General features: G+C 66.3%; 28 protein-coding genes and 1 tRNA gene. 11 read left to right on the plus strand and 18 right to left on the minus strand.

Annotation, left to right across the window (positions count from 1 at the left end):
* Positions 1 to 150 precede the first annotated feature (150 nt).
* The 6 genes from BLT60_RS07705 to BLT60_RS07730 all read right to left on the minus strand — a co-directional run bounded on the left by BLT60_RS07705 (position 151) and on the right by BLT60_RS07730 (position 6161).
* The gene (locus BLT60_RS07705) at positions 151 to 1680 is read right to left on the minus strand and encodes a YifB family Mg chelatase-like AAA ATPase (protein WP_090875849.1); all 1530 of its coding nucleotides are present in this window, start codon (positions 1678 to 1680) and stop codon (positions 151 to 153) included.
* Between the two features lie 97 nt (positions 1681 to 1777).
* Entirely contained in the window at positions 1778 to 2281 is a 504-nt protein-coding gene (locus BLT60_RS07710; protein ID WP_090875850.1) for a cytochrome b, read from the minus strand.
* Positions 2282 to 2396: 115 nt separating this feature from the next.
* Positions 2397 to 3083, minus strand: coding sequence for a TetR/AcrR family transcriptional regulator (locus BLT60_RS07715; RefSeq protein ID WP_244521184.1), 687 nt, complete (start codon positions 3081 to 3083; stop codon positions 2397 to 2399).
* Positions 3056 to 4579 (minus strand): tripartite tricarboxylate transporter permease, encoded by a 1524-nt coding sequence (locus BLT60_RS07720; RefSeq protein WP_090875851.1) that lies wholly within the window; start codon positions 4577 to 4579, stop codon positions 3056 to 3058. Before BLT60_RS07720 ends, BLT60_RS07715 begins: the two co-directional genes overlap by 28 nt.
* Before the next feature lie 12 nt (positions 4580 to 4591).
* A complete protein-coding gene (locus BLT60_RS07725) occupies positions 4592 to 5095 on the minus strand; it encodes a tripartite tricarboxylate transporter TctB family protein (protein ID WP_090875852.1) in 504 nt (167 codons plus the stop codon).
* Between the two features lie 55 nt (positions 5096 to 5150).
* Positions 5151 to 6161, minus strand: a complete 1011-nt coding sequence (locus BLT60_RS07730) for a Bug family tripartite tricarboxylate transporter substrate binding protein (RefSeq protein WP_090875853.1) — start codon at positions 6159 to 6161, stop codon at positions 5151 to 5153.
* Positions 6162 to 6380: 219 nt separating this feature from the next.
* Between BLT60_RS07730 and BLT60_RS07735 the strand changes: the two genes are divergently transcribed.
* The 4 genes from BLT60_RS07735 to BLT60_RS07750 all read left to right on the plus strand — a co-directional run bounded on the left by BLT60_RS07735 (position 6381) and on the right by BLT60_RS07750 (position 9957).
* Entirely contained in the window at positions 6381 to 7532 is a 1152-nt protein-coding gene (locus BLT60_RS07735; protein ID WP_090875854.1) for a Gfo/Idh/MocA family protein, read from the plus strand.
* 5 nt (positions 7533 to 7537) lie between these two features.
* Positions 7538 to 8701: a dihydrodipicolinate synthase family protein gene (locus BLT60_RS07740; protein WP_090876317.1), complete on the plus strand. Its 1164-nt coding sequence runs from the start codon at positions 7538 to 7540 to the stop codon at positions 8699 to 8701.
* 3 nt (positions 8702 to 8704) lie between these two features.
* Entirely contained in the window at positions 8705 to 9574 is an 870-nt protein-coding gene (locus BLT60_RS07745) for a sugar phosphate isomerase/epimerase family protein (protein ID WP_090875855.1), read from the plus strand.
* A 92-nt stretch (positions 9575 to 9666) separates the two neighbouring features.
* Complete coding sequence (locus BLT60_RS07750) at positions 9667 to 9957, plus strand: hypothetical protein (protein WP_090875856.1); 291 nt, start codon at positions 9667 to 9669, stop codon at positions 9955 to 9957.
* Positions 9958 to 10015: 58 nt separating this feature from the next.
* On the opposite strand, the gene BLT60_RS07755 is transcribed toward BLT60_RS07750, so the two are convergent.
* The 4 genes from BLT60_RS07755 to BLT60_RS07770 all read right to left on the minus strand — a co-directional run bounded on the left by BLT60_RS07755 (position 10016) and on the right by BLT60_RS07770 (position 12640).
* On the minus strand, positions 10016 to 10387 hold the full coding sequence (locus BLT60_RS07755; protein ID WP_090875857.1) for an SH3 domain-containing protein: 372 nt from the start codon (positions 10385 to 10387) through the stop codon (positions 10016 to 10018).
* A gap of 110 nt (positions 10388 to 10497) precedes the next feature.
* Positions 10498 to 11316, minus strand: a complete 819-nt coding sequence (locus BLT60_RS07760) for an MBL fold metallo-hydrolase (protein ID WP_244521185.1) — start codon at positions 11314 to 11316, stop codon at positions 10498 to 10500.
* 74 nt (positions 11317 to 11390) lie between these two features.
* A complete protein-coding gene (locus tag BLT60_RS07765) occupies positions 11391 to 11942 on the minus strand; it encodes a DUF1697 domain-containing protein (protein ID WP_090875859.1) in 552 nt (183 codons plus the stop codon).
* A gap of 8 nt (positions 11943 to 11950) precedes the next feature.
* Complete coding sequence (locus tag BLT60_RS07770) at positions 11951 to 12640, minus strand: D-lyxose/D-mannose family sugar isomerase (RefSeq protein ID WP_090875860.1); 690 nt, start codon at positions 12638 to 12640, stop codon at positions 11951 to 11953.
* Positions 12641 to 12822: 182 nt separating this feature from the next.
* Here BLT60_RS07770 and BLT60_RS07775 point away from each other — a divergent pair, with 182 nt between their 5' ends.
* Positions 12823 to 13521 carry a GntR family transcriptional regulator gene (locus BLT60_RS07775; RefSeq protein WP_090875861.1) on the plus strand — a complete coding sequence of 233 codons (699 nt, stop codon included), beginning with the start codon at positions 12823 to 12825 and terminating at the stop codon, positions 13519 to 13521.
* A gap of 16 nt (positions 13522 to 13537) precedes the next feature.
* On the opposite strand, the gene BLT60_RS07780 is transcribed toward BLT60_RS07775, so the two are convergent.
* Genes BLT60_RS07780 through sppA form a run of 3 tightly spaced genes read right to left on the minus strand, consistent with a single transcriptional unit; the run spans position 13538 to position 15208 of the window.
* Entirely contained in the window at positions 13538 to 13870 is a 333-nt protein-coding gene (locus BLT60_RS07780; RefSeq protein WP_090875862.1) for a lipopolysaccharide assembly protein LapA domain-containing protein, read from the minus strand.
* Between the two features lie 55 nt (positions 13871 to 13925).
* Positions 13926 to 14204 (minus strand): integration host factor subunit beta, encoded by a 279-nt coding sequence (locus BLT60_RS07785; RefSeq protein WP_090875863.1) that lies wholly within the window; start codon positions 14202 to 14204, stop codon positions 13926 to 13928.
* Positions 14201 to 15208 (minus strand): signal peptide peptidase SppA, encoded by a 1008-nt coding sequence (gene sppA / locus BLT60_RS07790; protein ID WP_090875864.1) that lies wholly within the window; start codon positions 15206 to 15208, stop codon positions 14201 to 14203. Before sppA ends, BLT60_RS07785 begins: the two co-directional genes overlap by 4 nt.
* Before the next feature lie 120 nt (positions 15209 to 15328).
* Here sppA and BLT60_RS07795 point away from each other — a divergent pair, with 120 nt between their 5' ends.
* On the plus strand, positions 15329 to 15949 hold the full coding sequence (locus BLT60_RS07795; protein WP_090875865.1) for a glutathione S-transferase family protein: 621 nt from the start codon (positions 15329 to 15331) through the stop codon (positions 15947 to 15949).
* An 82-nt stretch (positions 15950 to 16031) separates the two neighbouring features.
* Here BLT60_RS07795 and rpsA read toward each other — a convergent pair whose 3' ends face one another.
* The 3 genes from rpsA to aroA all read right to left on the minus strand — a co-directional run bounded on the left by rpsA (position 16032) and on the right by aroA (position 20025).
* Positions 16032 to 17798: a 30S ribosomal protein S1 gene (gene rpsA, locus BLT60_RS07800; RefSeq protein WP_090875866.1), complete on the minus strand. Its 1767-nt coding sequence runs from the start codon at positions 17796 to 17798 to the stop codon at positions 16032 to 16034.
* Between the two features lie 216 nt (positions 17799 to 18014).
* Positions 18015 to 18647, minus strand: a complete 633-nt coding sequence (cmk, locus tag BLT60_RS07805; protein WP_090875867.1) for a (d)CMP kinase — start codon at positions 18645 to 18647, stop codon at positions 18015 to 18017.
* A gap of 28 nt (positions 18648 to 18675) precedes the next feature.
* Positions 18676 to 20025 carry a 3-phosphoshikimate 1-carboxyvinyltransferase gene (gene aroA / locus BLT60_RS07810; RefSeq protein WP_090875868.1) on the minus strand — a complete coding sequence of 450 codons (1350 nt, stop codon included), beginning with the start codon at positions 20023 to 20025 and terminating at the stop codon, positions 18676 to 18678.
* Positions 20026 to 20191: 166 nt separating this feature from the next.
* Here aroA and BLT60_RS07815 point away from each other — a divergent pair, with 166 nt between their 5' ends.
* Together BLT60_RS07815 and BLT60_RS07820 are read left to right on the plus strand one after the other, a co-directional pair.
* Positions 20192 to 20620 carry a TIGR02300 family protein gene (locus tag BLT60_RS07815; protein WP_090875869.1) on the plus strand — a complete coding sequence of 143 codons (429 nt, stop codon included), beginning with the start codon at positions 20192 to 20194 and terminating at the stop codon, positions 20618 to 20620.
* Positions 20621 to 20697: 77 nt separating this feature from the next.
* A tRNA-Ala gene (locus tag BLT60_RS07820) sits at positions 20698 to 20773 on the plus strand.
* Between the two features lie 173 nt (positions 20774 to 20946).
* On the opposite strand, the gene BLT60_RS07825 is transcribed toward BLT60_RS07820, so the two are convergent.
* Complete coding sequence (locus tag BLT60_RS07825; RefSeq protein WP_090875870.1) at positions 20947 to 21387, minus strand: hypothetical protein; 441 nt, start codon at positions 21385 to 21387, stop codon at positions 20947 to 20949.
* A 1-nt stretch (position 21388) separates the two neighbouring features.
* Positions 21389 to 22606: a glycosyltransferase family 2 protein gene (locus BLT60_RS07830; protein WP_090875871.1), complete on the minus strand. Its 1218-nt coding sequence runs from the start codon at positions 22604 to 22606 to the stop codon at positions 21389 to 21391.
* Between the two features lie 234 nt (positions 22607 to 22840).
* On the opposite strand from BLT60_RS07830, the gene BLT60_RS07835 reads away from it, so the two are divergent.
* The 3 genes from BLT60_RS07835 to BLT60_RS07845 all read left to right on the plus strand — a co-directional run bounded on the left by BLT60_RS07835 (position 22841) and on the right by BLT60_RS07845 (position 24831).
* Positions 22841 to 23443, plus strand: coding sequence for a hypothetical protein (locus BLT60_RS07835; RefSeq protein WP_090875872.1), 603 nt, complete (start codon positions 22841 to 22843; stop codon positions 23441 to 23443).
* 141 nt (positions 23444 to 23584) lie between these two features.
* A complete protein-coding gene (locus BLT60_RS07840) occupies positions 23585 to 24358 on the plus strand; it encodes a DUF2092 domain-containing protein (protein ID WP_090875873.1) in 774 nt (257 codons plus the stop codon).
* A gap of 11 nt (positions 24359 to 24369) precedes the next feature.
* The gene (locus BLT60_RS07845; protein WP_139167780.1) at positions 24370 to 24831 is read left to right on the plus strand and encodes a hypothetical protein; all 462 of its coding nucleotides are present in this window, start codon (positions 24370 to 24372) and stop codon (positions 24829 to 24831) included.
* The last annotated feature ends 102 nt before the right edge of the window (positions 24832 to 24933 follow it).

The following is a 24933-nucleotide window of genomic DNA, read 5'->3' on the forward strand; positions in this document are numbered from 1 at the left end:
GGCGTGCCAGTGTGATAGCCGTTGATTCAACAGGGCGTTTTCCAGATGGCTGCCGGAGCGCACGCACGCGACGGCGGCACATGCCAATCCGTTGGGCGCGGTTCTTACCGTGCCTATGACATGTTCATCGACAGGGGAACGGGGCCGGACTCAGGCGGCGGCGGCGAGGATGTCGCCGATTGCCCGGTAGCTCAGCGCTTCGGCAAGGTGGATGCGGCCGACCGAGTCGCATGCGTCGAGGTCGGCGATGGTGCGGGCGACCTTGAGCACCCGGTGATAGCCGCGCGCCGACAGTTGCATCGCTTCCGCCGCGTTCTTGAGGAGGGTCATTGCCGGCGCGTCGAGGGCAACGATCTTTTCGATCACCGCCGGCGAACATTGGCCGTTGCAGACCGCATCAAGCCCGAGCCCGGCGAAGCGTTCGCGCTGGATGGCGCGGGCCGCTTCGACTCGCGCGGCCACGGCGGCGGAGGGCTCGGCCGGCGCCGGCAGGATCAGGTCGGTGGCGGTCACGGCCGGCACCTCGATGCGGATGTCGATCCGGTCGAGCAGCGGGCCGGACAGCCGCGCCTGATAGTCGGCGACGCAACGCGGGCCGCGCCGGCAGGTATGGCCCGGCTCGCCGGCCATGCCGCAGCGGCAGGGATTCATCGCGCCGACCAACTGGAAGCGGGACGGATAGGTGATGCGGTAGTTGGCCCGGGCGATCATCGTCTCGCCGCTCTCCAGCGGCTGGCGGAGTGAATCGAGCACCTGCGGCGTGAATTCCGGCATCTCGTCGAGAAAGAGCACGCCGTGATGGGCCAGCGAAGCTTCGCCAGGCTTCGGCCGGATGCCGCCACCGACCATCGCCGCCATCGAGGCGGAGTGGTGCGGGGCGCGGAACGGCCGGCGCGCGGTCAGCTTGCCGTTTTCCAGCGTGCCGGCGATCGAGGCGATCATCGACACTTCAAGCAGTTCCGCCGGCGACAGCGGCGGCAGGATAGACGGCAACCGGCTCGACAGCATCGACTTGCCGGCGCCGGGCGGTCCGACCATCAGCATGTGATGACCGCCGGCCGCCACCACCTCCAGCGCCCGCTTGGCCGATTCCTGCCCCTTGATGTCGGCGAGGTCGGGCAACGCATCCGGTGGCGCGGCCATCGCCGCCTCCGGGCGGGACAGAACCTGCGTCCCACGAAAGTGGTTGGCGATGGCGATCAGGCTGCGCGGCGCGAGGATCGCCATGTCGCGGCTCGCCCAGGCCGCTTCCGAGCCGCAGGGCGACGGGCAGATCAGGCCGCGCCCCATCGCGTTGGCGGCGATCGCCGCCGGCAGTACGCCGGCCACCGCCGAGACGGTGCCATCGAGCGACAATTCGCCGAGCGCGACGAAATCGACGAGCTGGTCGCCGGGCAACGCCCCGATCGCGGCCATCAGCGCCAGCGTGATCGGAAGGTCGTAGTGGCTGCCCTCCTTGGGCAGGTCGGCCGGCGCGAGGTTGATGGTGATGCGCTTCGGCGGCAGCGCCAGTCCGGTGGCATGGAGTGCCGCCCAGATCCGGTCGCGGCTCTCGGCAACCGCCTTGTCCGGCAGCCCGACGATGGCGAAATACGGCCCGCCCGGCGCGATCTGCACCTGGACGTCGACGGGAACCGCCTCGATCCCCTGAAACGCGACCGTCGTGACGTGGGAAACCATCTGTCGCCCGCCCTCCGTTCACCCGAAGAGTAGCGCAACTCAGGCGCGCCGACAAGAACATTAAGAGAACAGACTGTTCCCGTTGTTCCCGTTGTTCCTATTGCGCCGGCACGACCATCCGCCGGATCAGCCCGTCACGCTGGACGAACTGGTGCCAGAGCGCAGCCGCGACATGGGCGACGATCAGGGCAATAAAAGCCGGTTGTCCGAGTTCGTGGAGGTCGCCTGTCGGCAGCCCGAAATACCACGCGAGAATGCCGGTCACCGGCATGAAGACGAGCAGGGCGTAGAACAGGAAGTGCACGACCTGAGCCGCCGTCGCCTGGAGCCGGTTGGTTTCGACCGGTGACGGCGCGCCGACTGCCAGCCGCAGGACGATTCGGATGACAACCAGGCCGAGGACTGCGAGGCCGAGCCAGACATGGCTCGATTCCCAGGTCCGGGCCCAGACGGAAAGCTGCGCCGAACCGGGCTGTATCCGCGGCGGATGATCGCTGAAGAACAGCTGCCAGGCGACCAGAGCGGCGATCGACCAGTGCAGGACGATCTGGGCCAGCGAATAGGACGCCGGCCGGGGGCGGGTTGGGGCGGATTGCGCCATGATCTTGTTCCTTGCGACACGTCGCGGCCCCCGTGGCCGCGTCGATGCCGTCCCTTGTAGGCGGGCGCTGTCGCAGGACTTTCTCTGGCGTGTATCAGTTTGTATCGAGCGGGATTCAGGCGCGGAGATAGCCGAGGATCACCTCCTCGGCATGGGCGCGCCGCGCCGCCATCTCCTTCTTCGAGGCGAGCGGCACCTTGAAGACCACCGAAAGCGTGTGGACGTTGGAGAAGTAGAAATAGATCAGCCCGGCGACCGAGATGTAGAGGTGGACCGGATCGACGCCCTTGCGGAAGACCCCCTGGCGCTGGCCCTCCGCCAGCACGGCGCGGAGCTGGGCGACGATCGGCGAATGGAGGCCCGGCATTTCGCCGATCTTTTTTACATATTCGGCCCGCAGGATGTTTTCCGTCGACAGCAGACGAATGAACCAGGGATTGTCGCGGAAATGGTCGAAGGTGAAGCCGACCAGTTTCCGCATCGCCTCGACGGGGGCCAGTTCGCCGAGATGCAGTTTCTGTTCGCCGAGGCGGATTTCGCGATAGCCCTCCAGCAGCACCGCTTCGTAGAGCGCTTCCTTGTTGCCGAAATAGTGGTAGAGCAGCCGCTTGTTGGCCGCCGCCCGCGTCGCGATACGATCGACCCGGGCGCCGTCGAGCCCGTATTCGCAGAATTCCTCCCGCGCCGCGATCAGGATGTCGCGCTTGGTCAGTTCGGGATTGCGCGCCCGCTGCGGCGTCTTGCGACGGGCAGGCGTATCGTCCGTCGCCTGCTTCAGGCTTTTCCGCCGACGCTCGACCAAATCCGTCTTCCCATGCCGTGGATACCCCGTCGCACCGGGCCAATGCTCAACAGGACCGTCACGGCGACGAGGATGCAGAATATCAGGCTGATCGGCCGGGTGAAGAACGGGCTCGGATCGCCATCGGTCAGCGTCAGGCCGCGCCGCAGGCTCTTGTCGAGGAGATCGCCGAGGATGATGCCAAGGACGAGCGGCGCCATCGGATAGTCCATCCGCCGCAGCAGGAAGCCGACGATGCCGAAGACCAGCATGACGATCACGTCGAAGAATCGCTGGGTGATGGCGAACGGCCCGATGACGCACAGGACGAAGACCACCGGCATCAGTCGCTCGCGCGGAATGCGCAGGACGAAAAGCAGCGGCCGGGTGAGGAACAGGCCGAAGACGGTGATGCCGATCGTCGCGACCACCAGCATGGCGATGATCTGGTAAACGAAGGCCGGCTGCTCGATCATGATCATCGGGCCGGGGCGGACCCCGTGGATGAACAGCGCGGCGATCAGCACCGCGGCCGGCGCCGAGCCGGGAACGCCAAGCGTCAGCGCCGGAATCAGGGCGCCAGGCACGACCGCACTGTTGCCGGTCTCCGCGGCGGTCAGGCCCTCCACCGAGCCCTTGCCGAACTTGTCGGCCTCCTTGCTCGACCGCTTGGCGGCGGCATAGGAGGCCCAGGCGCCGATATCCTCGCCAACACCGGGGATGATGCCGACAAAGGTGCCGATGACGCCCGAACGTATCGCCGTGATCTTGTAGCGCCAAAGGTCGACAAACCGCGGCAGCACCCGGTCGACGGAACCTGGCACCATCTCGGCGCGCTTGCGGAACATGACGGTCAGCACCTCGGCGAAGCCGAAGGCGCCGACCATCGCCGGGATCAGGCCGATGCCGCCCTGAAGGTCGTGGATGCCGAAGGTGAAGCGGACATGGGCGTGGATGCCCTCCATGCCGACCATCGCAACGAGCAGGCCGAGGATGCCGGCGATATAGCCCTTGAGCGGCGCGCCCATTGAGGTCAGCTGGCCGGAGATCACCACTCCGAACAGCGCCAGCCAGAAGAATTCGAAGGAGCCGAAATCAAGCGCCAGGTCGGACAGGAGCGGCGCGCTGACGGCGAGGAAAACGATGCCGATCAGGGTGCCGATGGCCGAGGAACTTGTGGCGATGCCCATGGCGTAGCCGGCCTGGCCGGACATCGCCAGCGGATGGCCGTCGAGCGCCGTCGCAGCGTTGGCCGGCGTGCCGGGAATGTTGAGCAGGATGGCGCTCCGGCTGCCGCCATAGATCGCCCCGACATACATGCACAGCAGGATCAGGATCGCCTGCTCCGCCGGCATCTTGTAGGTCAGCGTCGTCAGGAGGGCGACACCCATCGTCGCCGTCAGGCCGGGCAGCGAACCGACCGCGATGCCGAGCAGCGTCGCCCAGGCCGCGTTGAACAGGGTGTTGAAGGACACCAGCGACCACAGGGCCGCGAAGAAGAGGTCAAGTCCGGTCATCGGCGCCAATGCTCATGGAAGACGGACAAGGAACAACTCGCTGAACACGTAGCTGACGAACAGCCCGATCCCGAGGCCGATACCGATGGCCCAGGCCAGGCGGACCCAGCGCGACCCGCCTTCGTTCCATTCGAAGACCGCGATGAAGCTGGTAACGAAGAGGAATGTCGCCAGCCAGTAGGGCATGCGGCCGACGAGGCCGAGCGCGTAGATCAGGCACAACGCCAGCGCACCGAAGAGGCGAAGGGTTGCCGGCGAAAACCAGCTTTCCCTGTCGAAGGCGCCGCTCCAGCCGGTCGCGCCGCCGCGCCGCACCGCCTGGACGATGAGCAACACGCTGGCCACGCCGAGCGCCAGGCCGAGGAGGCCGGGGGTGAAGCCGGGCGCGCTCAGTGGATGGATGCGGCGCGCTTCGAGCCGGTCCATGTTCCACGCGCCGGCGACAACCGCCACGGACAGGGCAAAAAGAACCGCGCCGGTCACCAGATCGGCACGTCCCATGCTGCGATCGTTCATTGGCAAACCATGGTGGACCGCGGGCGTGAGGACGCCCGCGGTCGTTTACGGGACCTTACTCGGCCATTGCCTCGCAGGTGATGCCGTACTTGCTCGGATCGACGACCGCCTCGTCACGCGCAACGCGGGCGCAGGCCTCGGTGATGATCACCGGCATGGCCTTTTCCAGCGCGGCATCGCCATAGGACGGATCGAAGAAGGCGCCGCGCTCGCTCGCGTATTTCTTGAACGCGTCCGAGGTCGAGACCGTCTCTTCCCAGATCTTGTCGACCGTCTCGTAGACCTCGTCCGGTGCGCCGACCGGGATGAGGATGCCGAAATAGTCGGCCGAGACGTTCATGTCCGGCAGCCAGTTGGTGATCGGCGGGATCGGGTCGATGCCTTCGATCACCAGCGGCTTGTCGGAGAGCGCCGCGAGCGGACGCAGCTTGCCGGCCTTGATCAACTCGGCCTGTTCCGAGGCGAGCTGCGTCGTTGCGCCTGCTTCACCGCCGGCCGCCGCGATCACCGCGGGTGCGCCGCCGTCATAGGCGATCATCCGGCCGTCGCCACCGGCTTCTTCCTTGAGCGCGGCGAGCGCCATGCCGCCGGAGGAGTTGACGCCGGCGGTCGCGACCGTCGGGATGTCGCCGGACTTCATCGCCTCGAGGAAGCCGCCCATGTCGGTGATCGGCGAGTCGGCATTGACGCTGACCACCGGGACGTTGGCGACATGGAGGTAGATGCGGTAATCGGCGATCGACGTGTCGCCGATCAGGCCGGTGATGGCGTAGGTCGCGTTATTGGCGACCGCGTTGGCGGTCCAGGTATAGCCGTCGCGCTCTGCGTCGAGAGCGGCCTGGGTGCCGGTTGCGCCGGACGCGCCGGGCTGGTTGACGACGACGACCGGCTGGCCGAGCGCCTCTTCGAGGATCGGGGCAAGGACGCGCGTCACCTGGTCGGTCGAGCCGCCGGCAGACCACGGAACGATGATGTTGATCGGACGATCCGGCTTCCATTCCGCGACCGCGACGGCCGGAAAGGTCAGTATCGACGCTGCGATAGCAGCGCTGAGAACCTGTTTCATTTATTTCCTCCCTTTGGTCTGACCGGACGTTTGGGAGGCCCGGTCGCCGCAGGCATCCTAGGTAAGGATCATCCCGCTGTAAATAACTATCCAGTTATTTGATCGGCCGTTTGGCGCGCCCCGAGATTGACTTGGCGGAGCGCCATGACTAGTAACTATCCTGTTACTTAGCGCGGCGCGATCCCAAGAATGCCGCGACAATTTGGGGGGAATCGGAGTATGGCAGTCCGTCGTCTCGGCATCATAATGCACGGTGTCACCGGCAGGATGGGGATGAACCAGCACCTCATCCGGTCGATCCTCGCCATCCGCGCCGATGGCGGTGTCACGCTGCCCTCCGGCGACCGGATCATGCCCGACCCGATCCTCGTCGGCCGCAACGCCGACAAGCTGGAGCAACTGGCGGCCGCCCACGGCGTCGAGCGCTGGAGCACCGACCTCGCCGCCGCGCTGGCAAATCCCGACGACGAAATTTTCTTCGACGCCGGCACGACACAGATGCGGCCAAAGATGCTGGAGCAGGCGATCGCCGCCGGCAAGCATGTCTATTGCGAGAAGCCGATCGCCACGACGCTCGATGAGGCGCTGAAGATCGCCCAGATCGCCGAGACGGCCGGTGTCAAGAATGGCGTCGTCATGGACAAGCTCTTCCTGCCGGGACTCCTCAAGATCGCGATGCTGCGCAAGTCCGGCTTCTTCGGCCGCATGCTGAGGGTGCATTGCGAGTTCGGCTACTGGGTGTTCGAGGGCGACCTCCAGCCGATCCAGCGGCCGTCATGGAACTACCGCCTCGAGGATGGCGGCGGCATCATTCTCGACATGCTTTGCCACTGGCGCTACGTGCTGGATAACCTGTTCGGCAATGTCGAGAGCGTCTCATGCCTCGGCGCGACGCAAATCCCGGAGCGGATCGACGAGATGGGCCAGCCCTACAAGGCCACCGCCGACGATGCCGCCTTCAGCACCTTCCAGCTCGAGGGCGGCGTCATCGCGACGATCAACTCGTCCTGGACGACGCGCGTCTATCGTGACGATCTCGTCGTCTTCCAGGTCGATGGAACGCATGGCTCGGCCGTCGCCGGCCTCACCACCTGCAAGGTCCAGCCCCGGGTCGCGACGCCGCGGCCGGTATGGAATCCGGACGAGAAGCAGACCCGCGACTTCCGCGACGACTGGCAGGAGGTCCCCGACACCGTTCCCTATCCGAACGGCTTCCGTGCGCAGTGGGAGATGTTCATCCGCCACGTCGTTGCCGACGAGCCGTGGTCCTACACGCTTCGCGAAGGCGCCAAGGGCCTGCAGCTCGTCGATTCCGCGCTCGACAGCTGGCGCGAGCGCCGGTGGATCGACCTCCCGGCATTGCCGGCGTGACCGCCATGACCGATCTCAGGATTCCGGACGCTGGCAACGGCCTGGAGACTTTCCGCTTCGGCGCGGCGAGTCCCTTCCCGACGACCGCCTCGGCGCCCTTCAACCGCGTCGCCTTCGGCGCCGCCCATGTCGTTGCCGACCCGCGCGCCGATGTCGATCCGTGGCTCGCGGCCGCCATCGACTGGGACGCCACGATCGCCTATCGCCGCCATCTGTGGGGCCTCGGCATCCACGTCGCCGAGGCCATGGACACCGCCCAGCGCGGCATGGGCCTCGACTGGCCGAATGCGCTGGACCTGATCCGCCGATCGACGGCCGCGGCCAGGGCCGACGGCCACCGCAACCTTGCCGCCGGCGCCGGCACCGATCACCTCGACCCCGCCGAGGCGACTTCGGTCGATCAGGTTATCCGCGCCTATGAGGAGCAGTTCGAGGCCATCGAAGCCGCTGGCGCGCCGATCATTCTGATGGCCAGCCGCGCGCTCGCCCGGGTCGCGACCTCGGCCGACGACTATCTCAGGGTCTATGATCGCCTGCTCTCCCAGGCCCGCGAACCGGTGATCATTCACTGGCTCGGCGACATGTTCGACCCGGCGCTTGCCGGCTACTGGGGCTCCGACGATATCGCCACGGCGATGGCGACCGCGCTCGACGCGATCCGAGCCCATCCAGACAAGGTCGATGGCATCAAGATCTCCCTGCTCGACGCCGACTGGGAAATCGCCATGCGGCGCAAGCTGCCGGCCGGCGTGCGGATGTATACCGGCGACGACTTCAATTTCGCCGAACTGATCCTCGGCGACGAGCAGGGCTATTCCGATGCGTTGCTCGGCATCTTCGATTCGATCGCGCCGGCTGCCTCGGCGGCGCTGGCGCGGCTTGCCGATGGCGACGAGGCCGGATTTCGGCAGATTCTCGAGCCGACGGTCCCGCTGTCCCGGCTGATCTTCGCCGCGCCCACCCGCTTCTACAAGACCGGCGTCGTCTTCCTTGCCTGGCTGAACGGCTACCAAGACCACTTCACGATGATCGGCGGCCAGGAGAGCGCCCGCTCGGTCCGTCACCTGACAAACGTCGCCCGGCTCGCCGACACGGCGCGGTTGATCGTCGACCCAGAGCAGGCAACGGTGCGGCTGAAGGCCTACCTCGCCGTCCACGGCATCGACTAAGCCATGCGCGACCTCTCCGCCGACGCATTCCTTCGCTACCTGTCGCTGAACACCGGCACCGTCCGCGCCCAGGACGATCTGCTGTCGATCATGGAAGCGGCGCAGCGTCATGGCATCTCGGTGATCTCGCCGTGGCGCGACCAGGTCGCGGCGGTGGGCCTCGATCGTGTCGTTGCCGCTGTCCGCGACGGTGGCTTCTCCCTCTCGGGCTATTGCCGCGGTGGCCTGTTTCCGGCCGACGCGGCGCATCGCGCCGAGGTCCGCGACGACAATCGTCGCGCGGTCGACGAAGCAGCGGCACTCGGCGCGCCGTGCCTGGTGATGGTGGTCGGCGGCCTGCCGCACCTTTCCCGGCCGGGCTCGGCGCCATCGACCGATATCGCCTTGTCCCGCACCCAGGTCGCCGATGGCATCGCTGAATTGCTGGACTATGCCAGGGCCGCCGACATGCCGCTGGCGCTGGAGCCGCTGCATCCGATGATGGCGCCGGAGCGCTCCTGCCTCTGCACGCTCCGCCAGGCGCTCGACCTCTGCGACGCGATCGATCCCGAACGGTCGGGCGGACTGGGCATCGCGCTCGATGTCTATCATGTGTGGTGGGACTTCGAGGTCATGCCGCAGATCGAGCGGATGGGCGCCGACCGGATGCTGGCCTTCCACGTCTGCGACTGGCTGGTGCCGACCACCAGCGTCCTTTCGGGGCGCGGCATGATGGGCGATGGCATCATCGAGATCCGCAAGCTGCGCGGAGCGGTCGAAGCCCTCGGATTCGACGGTGCCTGCGAGGTCGAGGTCCTTTCGGACGACTGGTGGGCGCGACCGCTCGACGAAGTGCTTTCGGTGATGGTCGAGCGCTACAGGACGGCCTGCTGACGGGGCGCTTCGCCCCCGTTCGGCGCAATCACCCTTGCGACCCGCCTCCCGGACCTCCAAATAGGATCAAACAGAGAGGTCCGAGGGAGACGATGATCTATCGCAATATCCAGTTCCAGCCGCGAACGTGGCAGGGGCGCATCGGCATCATCCTCGCCGCCGCCCTTGGAGTTGGGCTGCTCGTCGCCTTCGTGATCCTGACCCTCGGCGTCGCCATTCTGCTCCTGCCGGTGATCGCGGTATTTGCCGCGATCGGCTGGTGGCGTTGGCGCAAGATCGAGGCGGCGATGCGCGAACAGGCGGCGCAGGGCCAGACCGACGATCGCACCATCGAGATCGATTACCAGGTGATCGGCGACCGCGACGGAACCCGCCGGGATTAGCCGAAAACCGGGTCGCGATGCGCCCGGCTCTCGTTGCGATGCGACTGGCGGCCGCGCCTCACGCCGGCCTGATGTATTTCCCGTAGACCCAGGCGGCCCGGTACTGGCCGCCGCCATTCGGGTCGATCCACACCTGGCACCACTGGTAGCGGACGGCCTGGCGCTGTTGCCACTTCGCCAGCCCGGCGATGGCGTCGAGGGTGACGCCGCCGGTGCATTTGCCGGTCAGCGAGAGCGTCGTGTTGTTGGGATAGGCGACGAGGATCTGTGACTGGCTGCTCGGCCAGGCGCGGATGTTGAGCGTGTCGCCGGGGGGAACATCGGTCACCGACCAGGCGAAGAAGGCGGAGGCGCCGCCGGGTGTCGCGGCGGCGAAGAGGCCGGCAATCAGCACGAAGGCCGCAAGAAATCCGATTCGGAAGGTTTTCATTGTCAGGTTCCTGTCTCTCTCCCGGCGTCGCAACGCCGGGTCCCGGGCGCCAACCCGACGTGGTTATCGCCGGCACCCGCTGAACCGCCGCTGAACGAAACGCCGGCTCGCTAGAAACCCGGCAGCACCAGCACGGTCGGCTGGCGCGGCAGGGTCGGCCGCGACAGCGTCACCACCGGGGTCGGACTGGTTTCCACCTCGAAATGCTCGCCAAGCCGCGTCACGAACATCTGCAGCGTGGAGACCCCGAAGAAATGCATGGGAATGATCAGCGGCGCGTTGATCTGCTGGAGGACGTGGATCATGTCGTCGACATTCAGCGTGTAGCCGCCATCGACCGGCGCCAGAACCACGTCGATTCGGCCGAGCGCGTTGAGATGGTCAGGAGTCAGCGTGTGATGCAGATGGCCGAGATGGGCGATGCAGAGCCCCGAGACCTCGAAGACGAAGATCGAGTTCTGGTCCCGCTGAAGCGTACCGGATGTCCCGAATCCGCCCCGGATATTGGTCGTGACGTTGCGGATCCAGACGTCGTCGACGGTGATCTCGTGCGCCGCCGGCTGGCCATCCTCGCCCCAGCCGCGCAGGACGAAACGGATGCCGGGATCGGGCGCCAGCGCGTAGTGCGAGATATGCGCGTAGTTCATTGTCACGATATCCGGCACCAGCGGCGCGAATGTCGTATCGCTGTAGTCGGTCACCGCCGTTACCCCGAGCGGGCTTTCGATGAGGAAGCTGGCATGGCCGAGAAAGGTCAGCCGGACTTCACCGTCCTGCAAAGCGGCGACGTTGAACGCCGCCGGAATCGGTTGCGGGTTGGACGCGATGAAGCGCGGACAACGTTCGGGCTCGACCTGGGCGTTGGCCTGGATCGCCGACCCGGCGATGACTGCGGATGCGAGAAGGATGCTGCGGGCAAGGGTGACCAATCGCCGAACTCCTTGAAGAGCCGCGCCACCGCCCGCCACCTCCAAATGTTGCACGGCTTGGCCGGCCCGCCAAGTCAGTCGGCCGCAGGCTCCCCGACCATGGCGAGAAGCCTGGTCATGGTGTTCCAGTTGCGCGCGGTGCCCGTCACGCCGAGCCGCTTCTCCACCAGCGCGTTGGTCAGCTTCGACCGGCCGAGGCCGTCGGGGTAGTGGATGTAGAGCACCCGGTCGCCGGCAGCGATCCGCTCCGGCCCGGCATGATCCGCCGCGAGCCGGTCGAGCGCCTCCGCCGCCGGGTCCCTGTCGACGAACATCGCCACCACCTGCCCGGGTGCGTCGGCCGCTTCCCGGCTGAAGGGGTTGGCGCCGACCGCCGTCTCCAGTTCACCAGCGGTGCGGACGAAGACGGCGACCGAGAAGCCGAAGGCATCCGCGATCGACGCCTTCAGCCCGCCAGCGATTGCGGCGGGCTTGCCCGATGCCGTGAAGACGACGTTGCCGCTTTGCAGCAGGGTCCGCACATCGCCGAACCCGGCCTTCTCGCACAGCGCCTTCAGCGCCGCCATCTTCACCAGGTTGTTGCCGCCGACATTGATGGCGCGCAGCAGGGCAACAAAGGTGGTCATCGCCGCGATTACCCGGCGAGCAGCCGGTCGTAGTCGGAGACCAGCAGGTGGAGCGGCGCCTCGTCTTCCTCAATCTCGGAGAACCGCCCGATGTTGCCGGCGAAGACGTTGTCGGTGAAGTCGTCGTTGACCGTCGACACCTCGCCGAGAAGGACATCGCTGTCGTCGGCCCAGAAGCGGTGCCAGACGCCCGGCAGCAGCGTGACGCTCTCGCCCGGCCCGAGCCGCAGCCGGCCGCCGGCAGGCAGGCGCCGTTCCATGCCGTCGGTCCGCACGACCACATCGGCATCGTTGTCGATATTGCCGTCCGCATCCGACATGTTGAGCTCGAAGATCGCCCGGCCGCCGCCGCGATTGATGATGTCCTCAGCCTTGATGTTGTGCCGGTGCATCGGAGTCATCTGCCCGGTGCGGCAGATCAGCAGCTTCTCCGCGTAGAGCATGCCCCGGCCCTTCGCCAGGTCAGCCGCGTCGCCATTGCGCAGGGTGAAGAGGAACAGGCCGAACGCGTCGAAGTCGTTGCCGCCGAAGTCCGTGATGTCCCACCCCAACCGCGACTGGATGATTCCCGATGCCTCGCCGCGGAATTTGCGAAACTGGTCCGGCGTCCAGTAGGCGAAGGGCGGCAGCGTAAAGCCGAAGGAGCGGACGAAATCGTCCGCCGACCGCATGATTTCGTTGATTCTGGAACGCTTCATGGTCTCTCGGATGGGTCTGCGGTGAGAAGGGCAGCCGGCATCCGGCCGCGTCGATCACGGGAATGTTACCCAGCGGGCCGGCCCCGGCAATCCGTAATTCGCCACCATGGTCAACGGCCGGGCGTCATTGTCGGGGCAGGGAAGCATGTTAATATTCCACCGTCCCAGCCGGAGCATGGATCGTGAACCACGCGGCACAGGTATTGTCTGCCCCCTCGCGTCGCGGCCTGTCGAAGGCGGCCGCGGTCTACGAGCATCTGCGCACCGAGATCGTCAGGCTGCGGCTCCCCCCCGGCGGTCGCCTCGACAAGGCCGAGATCTGCCGGAGCCTCGGTGTGTCGCGCCAGCCGCTGGCCGAGGCGATCGCCCGGCTCGCCGAGGAGCGTCTCGTCGATGTCGAGCCGCAGAAGGGCACCTTCGTCGCACGGATCCGCATGGCCGATGTCGCCGAGGCGAATTTTCTCCGCCGATCGCTTGAGATCGCCACCGTCCAGGCGATCGCCGAGCGGATGGAGGATGTCATCGTCCAGCGCCTCGACCGGCTGCTTGCCTATCAGGAAGCGGCGGTGGCGGCCGACGACGTCGAGGAATTCTACGGCCTCGACGTTCGCTTCCACCTCGCCCTGTTCGACGTGCTCGCCATGCGCCGGGTGGCGGAAGTGGTCGAGACCTCGCGGGCCCAGCTCGAGCGCGCCCGGCGCCTGCTGATCCCCAAGCCCGGCCGCATCAACCGGACGGTCGAGGAGCATCGCGCCATCCACCTCGCGCTCGCGGCGCGCGATCCGCGCGGCGCCGCTGACGCGATGGCCGCGCATCTCGACGTGACGATGGCCGAGCTGAAGGAATTCTCCACCCGGCGTCCCGATATCTTCGAGATCTGACTGCCGGACCGGTCGCTCAGGCGGCGTCGCGCGACGACAGCGCCGGACTGACCGGTATCTCGCGTCGCCGCTCGACCTCGCGCCGCAGCCGTTCGGCCTCGACATGCTCCTGCCGGGCCTGCCGGCGCCAGTGACCCTGGCGTATCCACGCCGCGAAGCCACCGATCAGGACGCCGATCGCCAGGGTGGCGAAAAGCAGCACGAAGAGCGGCACCGAGACCGAGAAGGCCGGCGAGACCGTATTGAACGGATCGAAGGACAGGGTGACGAAATGGCGGTTGGCCACGGCCAGCACCACGCCGATGATGGCCAGCGGAACCAGGATGAAATAGGTCACGAAACGTCGCATCGGGTCTCGGTTTCACCTTGCCGGCCAGGGCATCTGCGGATTGCCGGTCGCCGCCTCAATCGTTGAGGCGCTCGCGCAGTTCCTTGCCGGTCTTGAAAAAGGGCACGTATTTCTCGGTCACCTCGACCCGGCTGCCGGTGCGCGGGTTGCGGCCGACCCGCGCCGGCCGGTTCTTCACCGAAAACGCGCCGAAGCCGCGAAGCTCCACCCGGTCCCCGCGGGCCAGCGCCTCGGTGATCGCATCGAGGATAGCGTTGACGATGTGTTCGACATCGCGCTGATAAAGATGCGGATTCTGTTCGGATATCCGTTGCACCAATTCGGATTTGATCATCGCAGCGCCCCCTCGGCGGGCCCGTCGCTCCCGCTGGCTGGACCCTGCCAAACCGACATCAGACCGTCAAGCTTCAGCCGCTCGGCAACGATCCGGTCGACCAGTCCGCCATGGGTGACGGCGGGACCGAGCCCGAGCTGGCGGGCGATCCACAGCACGGCGAGGTCAGCCGAAAGGAAGCCCGCATCGTCGTTGGCCGGCTCCCAGTCCTTGACCGGCAGCGACCGCTTGACGCCCTTGGAGACCAGCCAGTCGATCGCGGTCTCCTCGCCGCCGATCTCGTCGATCAGCCGGGCGTCGAGCGCCTGGCGGCCGGTGTAGATGCGGCCGTCGGCCAGCGTCAGCGCGTCGGCGCGGTCGAGGTCCCGCCGCTCGGCGACAATATCGACGAACCAGTCATAACTGTCGCGCACGACGCTGTTGATCACCGCCAGGGCTTCCGGCGAGGCCGGTTCGAACATCGACGGGGCCGCCTTCAGCGGCGAGCTCTTGACCTCCTCGATATCGACGCCGAGCTTGTCGAGCAGGCCGCCGACCTGGGGAATCTGGAAAATCACGCCGATCGAGCCGGTGATGGTCGTGCGCCGGGCGATGACATGATCGGCGGCTATCGCCGTCATGTAGGCGGCGGAAGCACCAACCGTCTCCATGCTGGCGACAACCGGCTTTTCCTTCGCCATGCGGCGCAACGCCTCGTAGAGCGCCTCGCCGCCGGCGGTCGACCCGCCGGTCGAATCGATCGAGACGATGACGCCCTTGACCCCCTTGGCCTCGGTGATCTTGTCGAGCATCTCAAGCTGGTCGCGGTCTTCGGAAATAAAGCCGGAGATGGTGACCCGGGCAATCTGCGGCGGCGTGATCCCGGCAAAGCCGTTGACGCCGGCAACCACGGCGGCGCCGCCGACGACCAGCAGGGCCAGCGCCAGAAACGCGACGACGCGCCAGACCGAAAGCTTCCTGCGAAGGCTCCGGCGGTCGACGATCTGATCGGCAGTCAAGCTCATGCGGCCTCCTCGAACTCTTGCCAGCTTACGCGCCCCGCCGCGTGACGAGGGGCGTAGCCGCTCTCGGCTCGACAGGCAAGCGGGATGGACGCCGCATCGCAGGCTGGCTAGTCTCGCGCCATGCTGACGCTATGGGGCCGCACCAATTCGATCAATGTCCAGAAGGTCATCTGGACGCTTGGCGAGCTCGATCTCGACTATACCCGGATTGACGCCGGCATGGCCTTTGGCGTCGTCGACACGCCGGAATACGCCTCCCGCAATCCCAACCGGCTGGTCCCGACGCTCGACGACGACGGCTACGTCCTGTGGGAGTCGAATACCATCGTCCGCTACCTCGCTGCCCGCTATGGCGCGGGCCGGCTTTATCCCGAGGACCTGAAGGCGCGGTTCATTGCCGAACAGTGGATGGACTGGCAGGCCACCAACCTCTACCCGGCGCTGATCCCGGCCTTCCTCGGCCTGATCCGCCAGGCGCCGCAATTCTCGGACCCGGCGACGATCGAGGCGGCAAGGACGAAGACGGAGGGTTTTCTCGCTGTGCTCGACGCGCATCTCGGCGCGAATGCCTTTGTCGCCGGGGAGGCCTTCACCATGGCCGACATCCCCGCCGGCGCCAGCGCCTGGCGCTGGGCGGCGATGCCGATCGCCCATGAGCCGCGCCCCAATATCGCCCGCTGGCTCGAGTCGCTTCGCGGCCGCCCGGGCTTTGCCGGCAACATCGACCTTCCGCTGAGCTGAGCCGTCGTCGTTCGGGCAAAGAAAAAGCCCGCGACAAGCGCGGGCTTCTTCAATCTTGCATCCGTGGATCGATGGAAGAGCCTTAGCTCTTCACCTCGTCCCCGGCGTCGTCCTCGGTCTCGGCTTCAGCTTCAGCCTTGGCTTCCGGCTCGTCCTCGTCGCCGCGCGCACGCAGCGCCGCCCCGAGGATATCGCCCAGCGAAGCGCCGGAGTCCGACGAGCCGTATTGCGCGACGGCCTGCTTCTCCTCGGCGATCTCCAGTGCCTTGACCGACACGGTGACCTTGCGGTTCTTCTTGTCGAAGTTGGTCACCCGTGCATCGACCTTCTCGCCCTTGGCGAAGCGTTCCGGACGCTGCTCGGAGCGATCCCGCGACAGATCGGAGCGGCGGATGAAGGTGACGAGATCGGTATCGACGATCTTGACCTCCAGGCCGGCTTCCTTGACGTCGAGCACTTCGCAGGTAACCACGGCGCCCTTGCGGACATCGCCGGGCGCGTCGACGAAGGGATCGCCGCCAGCCTGCTTGATGCCGAGCGAGATGCGCTCCTTCTCGACATCGACGTCGAGCACCTGCGCCTGGACCATGTCGCCCCGGTTATAGTCCTCGATCGCCTGCTCGCCCGGACGGTTCCAGTCGAGGTCGGAGAGGTGGACCATGCCGTCGACATCGCCGTCGAGGCCGATGAACAGACCGAACTCGGTCTTGTTCTTGACTTCGCCTTCGACCATCGAGCCGACCGCGTGTTCGGCCGCGAAGGACTCCCACGGATTGTCGAGGGTCTGCTTGAGGCCGAGCGAAATGCGCCGCTTGACCGGATCGACCTCGAGAATCATCACCTCGACCTCCTGGGAGGTGGAGACGATCTTGCCGGGGTGGACGTTCTTCTTGGTCCAGGACATCTCGGAGACGTGGATCAGTCCCTCGATGCCCGGCTCCAGTTCGACGAAGGCGCCGTAGTCGGTGATGTTGGTAACGCGGCCAGTGAACCGGACATTGACCGGATACTTGGCCTCGATGCCCTCCCACGGATCGGCTTCGAGCTGCTTCATGCCGAGCGAGATGCGGTGCGTCTCGTGGTTGACCCGGATGATCTGCACCTTGACGGTCTGGCCGATGGCCAGGACCTCGCTCGGGTGGTTGATCCGGCGCCAGGCGATGTCGGTGACGTGCAGCAGGCCGTCGATGCCACCGAGGTCGACGAAGGCGCCGTAGTCGGTGATGTTCTTGACCACGCCCTCGATGACCTGGCCTTCCTCGAGGCTCTGGACCAGTTCCGAACGCTGCTCGGCGCGGGTCTCTTCAAGAACGGTACGGCGCGAAACGACGATGTTGCCGCGGCGCTTGTCCATCTTGAGGATCTGGAAGGGCTGCTGCGTGTGCATCAGCGGGGTCACGTCGCGGACCGGGCGGATATCCACCTGGCTGCGCGGCAGGAAGGCGACGGCGCCGTCGAGATCGACGGTGAAACCACCCTTGACCTGGTTGAAGATGACGCCCGAAACCTTCTCGTTGTTGTTGAAGGAGACTTCGAGGCGCACCCAGCTCTCCTCGCGCCGTGCCTTCTCGCGCGACAGGACGGCCTCTCCGAGCGCGTTTTCGATGCGCTCAAGGTAGACCTCGACCTCGTCGCCGACCTTGACGCCGGGCTCTTCGCCGCCGACGCTGAATTCCTTCAGCGGGATGCGGCCTTCGGTCTTCAGGCCGACGTCGATGACCGCGAGGTCCTTCTCGATGGCGACGATCGTCCCTTTGACGACGCCACCTTCCATGTGGTCATCGGCCTTGAAGGATTCCTCAAGGAGGGCGGCAAAATCTTCTTTGGTGGTCTGAGCAGCTGCGGACATTGATACTCCGGGTTCGACGGCAGCGCGCGCCGTCGGTTGGTGTTGTCAGGTCCGGGACTTCTTCCCTCTGTGGCGTTGCATCGCTTGATCACCAGGCGAAGCCGCGGCGCTCCAGGTCGAAGTCTCGGCAGTCAAAAGGCTTTTCCGCCCAAAAGCGGCATCGGGAAGGACCATTTCGATAACGCAAAAAGCGGGCAATGCCTGCTGGCATTCCCGTCAGTCGCGTTCGGCTCTGGCCCGTTCAACGATATCCACGGCCGCGCGGAACGCGGTTTCTATATCCATTCCGGTTGTATCGAGCAAGTGCGCGTCCTCCGCCGCCTTCAGCGGCGCGGTGGCCCGCTCGGCGTCGCGGCGGTCGCGGCGCGCCAGGTCGGCGAGGATCGCCTCGTCGCTGGCCTCGCCGCCACGCGACCGGATTTCGGCTGCGCGGCGCATGGCCCTGGTTGCTGCATCAGCGGTGACGAAGAGCTTGGCCGTGGCGTCGGGCAGGACGACCGTCCCGATGTCGCGGCCGTCGAGCACGGCGCCGGCGCCCTCGCGTGCGAAGGCCCGTTGGCGGGCGACCATCGCCTTGCGAAACCCCGGCATCACCGCGACCTTCGATGCCGCCTCTCCCACGCCATGGGCGTTGAGCCGCTCGCGATCGAGATGCTCGAGGTCGAGCGTCTCGGCGATGGTGATCGCCGCCCTCTCGTCATCGAGCGGGCGGCCGGAGGCGACCAGTTCGGCACCGACGGCGCGGAAGGTCAGTCCGGTGTCGAGGTGGCGCAATCGGTAGTGCGCCGCCAGGCGGCGGGCGAGCGTACCCTTGCCGGACGCCGCCGGGCCGTCGATGGCGATCAGCATGACGCCGTTGGCGGTCGACGCTTGAGGATCAGTCACCGTCGACGCTCTCGAAGCGCGCGCCGAGCCCGGTCATCATGTCGCGGAAAGCGGGAAAGCTGGTGGCGATGGGGGACTCGTCGTCGATCGTCACCGGGTTCGCCGCGCCGAGCCCGAGGATCAGGAAGCTCATGGCGATGCGGTGATCGAGGGAGGTCGCGACGGTCGCACCGCCGGCCGGCCGGGCGCTGCCCCGGACGACGATCGATTCCGGACCCTCGTCGACATCGACGCCGTTGGCCTTCAGGCCGGCAACCATCATGGCGATCCGGTCGGATTCCTTGACCCGCAATTCGCCGATGCCTTCCATTCGCGTCTCGCCTTCCGCGAAGGCGGCGGCAACGGAGAGGATCGGGTACTCGTCGATCATCGAGGGCGCCCGCTCCGGCGGCACCGCGACGCCCTTCATCCGGCTGCCGCGAACCCGGACGTCGCCGACTTCCTCGCCACCGACGCTGCGCCGGTTGTCGATGGTGATGTCGGCGCCCATTTCGACCAGCGTGTCGATCAGACCGATTCGGGTCGGATTGAGCAGGGCGTTTTCCACAGTCACGTCGGAGCCCTCGACGATCGCCGCCGCGACGATCGGGAAGGCGGCCGAACTCGGATCGCCGGGCACGACGATTTTCTGGGCCTGGAGGTCGGCGCCGCCGTCGATGGCGATCGTCCGCACGCCGTCATCCGCCACCGTCGTCTCGATCGCCGCGCCAAAGGCGGCCAGCATGCGTTCGGTGTGGTCGCGGGTCGGGATCGGCTCGATAACCGTGGTGGTGCCGCTGAAATTCAGCGCCGCCAGGAGCACCGCCGACTTCACCTGCGCCGAGGCGACCGGCACCCGGTATTCGATCGGCACCGGTACTTCGGGCCCCTCGATTGTCGCCGGCAGCCGGTCGCCGGAGCGCGCCAGGATCTGGACGCCCATGCGGCGAAGCGGCTCGAAGATACGCCCCATCGGCCGACCGACGAGCGAGGCGTCGCCGGTGAAAGTCGTCGCGAAACCGTGGCTTCCCGCCAATCCCATCGCCAGGCGCACGCCGGTTCCGGCATTGCCATAGTCGATGACCTTGTCCGGTTCGAGCAGCCCGCCGACGCCGAGTCCCTTGACGTGCCACACCCCGCCGTCATCGCGAATGACGGTCGCGCCAAATGCGCGCATCGCCTCCGCGGTCGCCAGCACATCCTCGCCCTCGAGCAACCCCTCGACGGTGGTTTCCCCGATCGCCAGCGCACCGAGCATCAGCGCCCGGTGGGAAATCGACTTGTCTCCCGGCGGTCGAATCGATCCCTTCAGCGGTCCCGAGGCCCGCGCGCGGAGGGGTTTCCTGTGATCTTGTGTCGACATATCTGGCTGGCGCTCCGGCTCTCTGGCGGCCCGATGGGCGCCGTTCGGATAGCATAGCCGGCATGGTCCGTCATCCAGCGGCGGCCCCCGATTCAGATTTGCTTTTGACAGCAAGTTTCACTCGCACTATGGGAGGCCCCTTCAACGCTTCCGACGAGGGATCGACGTGGCGAAAGCAGAACTCGGCACGAAACGCGTTTGCCCGAATTGCGGCAACAAATATTACGACCTGAATCGCGACCCGATCACCTGCCCGAAATGCGGCACGGTTTTCGAGATCGCGGTGGTAAAGTCGCGGCCGTCGCCGGCCCGCGCCAAGCCGGTCGAGAAAGAGGAAGACGAGATCGAGGAGGTCGAGGAAAAGGCCGAAGTCGTCTCGCTCGAAGCCGCCGACGAGGAAGCCGCCAAGACCGGCGCCGTTGTCGCCGATGGTGATGACGACGATGACGATGATGTCGACGTCGTCGTTGACGACGACAGCGACGATGACGACATCGAATCGGACGACGACGACACCTTCCTCGAGGACGACGAAGAGGACGATGACAACGTTGCCGACATCATTGGCGACGTCGATGATGAAGAAGAACGATAAGCGCCCTTGATTCGGTCGAGGGCGGGACTTAAGAGACTGATGTTCCGCGGCCGGGCGACGTGTCCGGCCAGCGGCGAGGGGCCATAGCTCAGTTGGGAGAGCGCTTGAATGGCATTCAAGAGGTCGGCGGTTCGATTCCGCCTGGCTCCACCACCCCTCCGCGATTGACCGTTCTCAGCCTCGTCTTCGGGCCAGCCTTTTCCGGTTCCGAGGACACGGGTTTCCGCCCCGTGGGTTCGGCCGATGGCGCATGGATGATCGCCCGCGCTCGATGACTGTCGTCTGGATGGATGCAGGCCCGGCCAGGCCTTGGAGAGCGACCGCCCTCAGGCCGCCGCCGATTTCCCTTTCAACCGCCCGAGCCACTTGTTGACGTAGTAGCCGAGGTCGCGCTTCTTCTCGAGCCGCGCCCTGAGGGCCGTGGCCTTTTGCTTCAGCCGCTTGGTCGTCGTCGTCAAGGTCGCGTGCGAGCGCTTCAGCGCCTTCAGCTTCTCGGACCGGGCGCGGAGGACGTCGGCGCGCGCGGCGAGTTCCTTCTTCTGCGCGGCAACTGTCTTCGCCTGGTCGGCGAGCGCCCGCATCTGCCGTTCGATGATCGCATCCCGGCCCTCGATCTCCGCATTCTTGGCCCGGATGACCCGGTCGAGGGTGTCGTCCGCGGCCAGACTGGCTATCCGCCCGCCGTAATCGTCGAACAGTCGGTCGAGGCGACGAAATGCCTCGTCCTGTAGCGGCTGGCGATCGATGGTGTTTTCCTGCGGCGTCATCTCATGCGCTTTCGCGGAGTGCGAGTGAGTCCAACAACGGTGGCCGCTCTGACGCGAGCGCCACCAGAGCCGGTGGCGGCGCCGTCGGCGCGCCTTCCAGCAGTCGGTCGAGGTCGAGGCCTTCCGCATTGGCGAGCAGATCGAGCGCCGACCTGATCCCGAACAGGACCGCGACGAACAAATCGTCGACGACCTCGCCTTCGACGCGACCCCTGTGGAGCAGCGAACGACTGAGCAGGCGCCGGAAGGAAACGGCGGGAAAATCCTCCCCCGCCCACCGGTACTCGAAAACCGTCCGTGCCCGGCTGTCGGTCAGGAGTCTCTGATAGGTCCCGGTCAGTCCCGCGCGGGCGTCATGCCGTCCGTCGGTCCGATGGAACAGGTAGGTCGCGTTGGTCGTGTAGTTCTTTCGCCCGGAGGCCAGGGCGCGGACGCTGAAATCCACGTCCTCCATCCCGTAGGGATTGTAGAGGTCGCAGAGGTAGCCGATCTCGTCGATCAGGCCAGACCGGAAGACCTGGCAGGCGCCGGCTACATTGGCGACGGCGATCGCATTCTCCGCCCCCGCAAGCGCCTCGCGGCTTTCCCTGTGGTTTCGCAGCCCGGGACGATAGAGGCCCGCATCCGGATCAATCGAGCGGACGATCAGGTCGACGAAGCTCTGCTGAGACAGATACGCCTTCCGCCAGTCCGGGTCGGTCCCGATATGGTCGATGTCGTCTTCTTCCAGCGACCCGGCCAGAATTGCCCGGATAGTGTCCGTATCGACGTCGTAGAAACCGGTGGCGGTCGTCTCGAGCGGGCATGACCGACCGAGGTCCGCGGCCTCAAGCCGGTCCTTCATCCGCGGATAGCTCAGGGCGACCGGTCCTGCGATACCCGCGTCGGGTGAGCGGCGCATGAAGCCCGACATCCTGTCGAGATAATCGTTCGGCACGAGGGTGTCGCTGTCGATCAGGAAGATCAGGTCGGACGCGCGGCATTCCGGCTGGCGAAGGAGGAAATTGCGCCCGCCGGCAACACCGAGATTCTCGCCATTTTCAAAATACCGGACCGACGCTAGGCCCGAATACTTGTCGGCGAAGGATTTCTTGCCTGCGCCATTATGGAGGAGCAGTAGCGAATCCCCGGTGGCAAGTTGCGAACGCATCGCGGCGATGGCGAGTGCCGCGACTGGTTCTTCCTCCGTAAGAAATATGATCAGGATTGATCTTTTCACGAAGGTGCCCTGGGCTGGATTCGGCCGGTCGTCCTGATCGCATGCCGCGACGACATCGAATCATGCAATCGAAGCGGCTCGATTGAACTGAATCATTGTTATGTTGTCGCCGCAACATGGTTAACGATACGTTAATGCTGGCCGGCGCGGGATCGGATCGCCTCGGCCCCGCTGGCGTCCACCAGGGTTTGCATGCACACTGGTTTCGCCAGCGACGCCCGGATCCCTCTTCCCATGCGATATTCTGCTCGAAACCACCGTGTCGCGGGACTGGCCCTGGCGGCCATCGTCGCCGCTCCGTGGCTGGTTGGCGTGGCGCAGGCAGCGGCCTGTCCGGCCGAACGGGCGGTCTATGCTATGAAGACCGCAGAGGGCGATTTCGCTGCGGCTTTCGTCCCGGCGCGATCCTATGCCAGCGTCGCGTCGGACCTCTATTTCCGGCTGACGACGACACAGCGCGACTACTGGTTTCGCTTCGCCGTATCCAACGGCTACAGCGGCATCACGCTGATCCCGGTCGCCGATCCCTACGCCGCATCGGCGAAAATGGACGGGCCTGAAGAGCTCCTGGAAGACGAGCCGGACGACTATGTCCACGACATCCTGCGGACGCTGCGCTTCTATCCGCTCGACGCCGATCTCAACATGCTGGCCGATCCCCCCAATCGCGGCGATCCGGCGCCAGCCTTTGTCATGGTGCCGGAGGTCGGGCTGACGCTGTGGTACGAGCCCTCGGCGATTACGCAGGACCTCGCCGCCACCCGCGATCCGATGCCGCGTGGTGTCTTCCGGCGGACCGCCTGCCTCGACGCTCCGCCGCCGGAGGCATTTCCCTGATGAGGGTCGTCAAACGCCTGCGGTGGCAGCCGCCGACCTTGTGACGGTCCCGATTGCCGCCCCTGTCGTGAATGCGTACCGTGGCGGCAGCCGAAGCAGGCGGCCTGATGCAACGCCTGCAGGGCACGAGGAGGATCGGAAATGAATCGACTTATGTCCGGCAGTATCGCCGCGCTCGGCTGTCTGCTCCTGGCAGGCGCGCCGGTGGCGGCGCAGGAGATGCCCGGCGAGGAAGAGGCCGACGTTCCGGTCCAGGCCGCGGCGGTCGAGGCGGTGGATGCGATGGCCGCGCATCTGCGCACCCTGACCGGGTTCAGGGTCGTTGCCACGACCACGTCCGACGACCTTCTCGACAATGGCCAGCTTGTCCAGATCGCCGGCGTGACGACGATCGCCGCCCGCCTGCCCGACCGCCTTCGGGTGACGGTCGACAACGACAAGCAGGAGCGCATCTACATCTACGACGGAGCGACCGTTACCCAATACGCGCCGACGCTCGACTATTACTCAGTCTTCGACGCTCCGGACACGATCGCGGCGACGATCGTCGCCGCGCAGCAGGACTACGGCGTCGAGCTGCCCCTCGCCGACCTCTTCTTCTGGGCGGCGCCCGATACACCGCCGGTCGAACTCGAACTGGCCTATTTCGTCGGCGAGACCCTCATCCAGGGCAATGTCTGCCGCCACTACGCCTATCGGGTGAAGACGGCCGACGTCCAGCTCTGGATCCGCAAGGATGGCGACCCTCTGCCGTGCCGGATGGTCATCGTCAACACGACCGAGGATGCCCGTCCCCAGTATGGCGCGACATTCGTCTGGGATGTCGACCCGGTTCTCGGCGAAGGCCTGTTCGGCTTTGCACCGCCGCCGGGCGTCGAGGAAATTCCCCAGCAGCACGTTGTCACCGACCAATGAGGAGCGAGACGATGACCGCACGCAAGCGACTCTGGGTCGGCGCGACCCTGTCCTGTGTCCTCGCCGCCGCGATGTTCGTCGCCACGCCTGACTTCACCAACGCCCGCGGGGGCGGTGGTGGCGGTGGTGGAGGTGGTGGAGGCGGCGGCCACGGCGGCGGAGGCGGTGGTGGCGGTGGCGGTGGCGGAGGAGGCCACGGCGGCGGCGGCGGTGGTGGCCATTTCTCCGGGGGCGGTTTCTCCGGCGGTGGTTTTCACGGTTCGGACGGGAAGGGCGGCAGCTACTCGCCGCCGAATTTCGGCAACCACAACGCCCAGCATCACCAGCAATACGACTCCTGGAATGCGCGGAACAATCACTTCGGCAACTGGAGCGGATCGGATCAGTGCAGCGGTCCCGAGCCGGCCGGGGGCTATCCCGAGGGGATCTGCGGCCCGCATTTCGAGGGCTCGAAGGTCGTGAACCGCAAATGAGACAAGGGCGGTTCTGCCTGGGCCCATGCCCCTGCGGCGCACGGGCAGAGTGACGGGCACTGACCGGTTGTCCCGTCCTCCCGGCGCCATGATGGCGCATGG

Source organism: Bauldia litoralis, from assembly GCF_900104485.1.
Taxonomy (GTDB): Bacteria; Pseudomonadota; Alphaproteobacteria; order Rhizobiales; family Kaistiaceae; genus Bauldia; species Bauldia litoralis.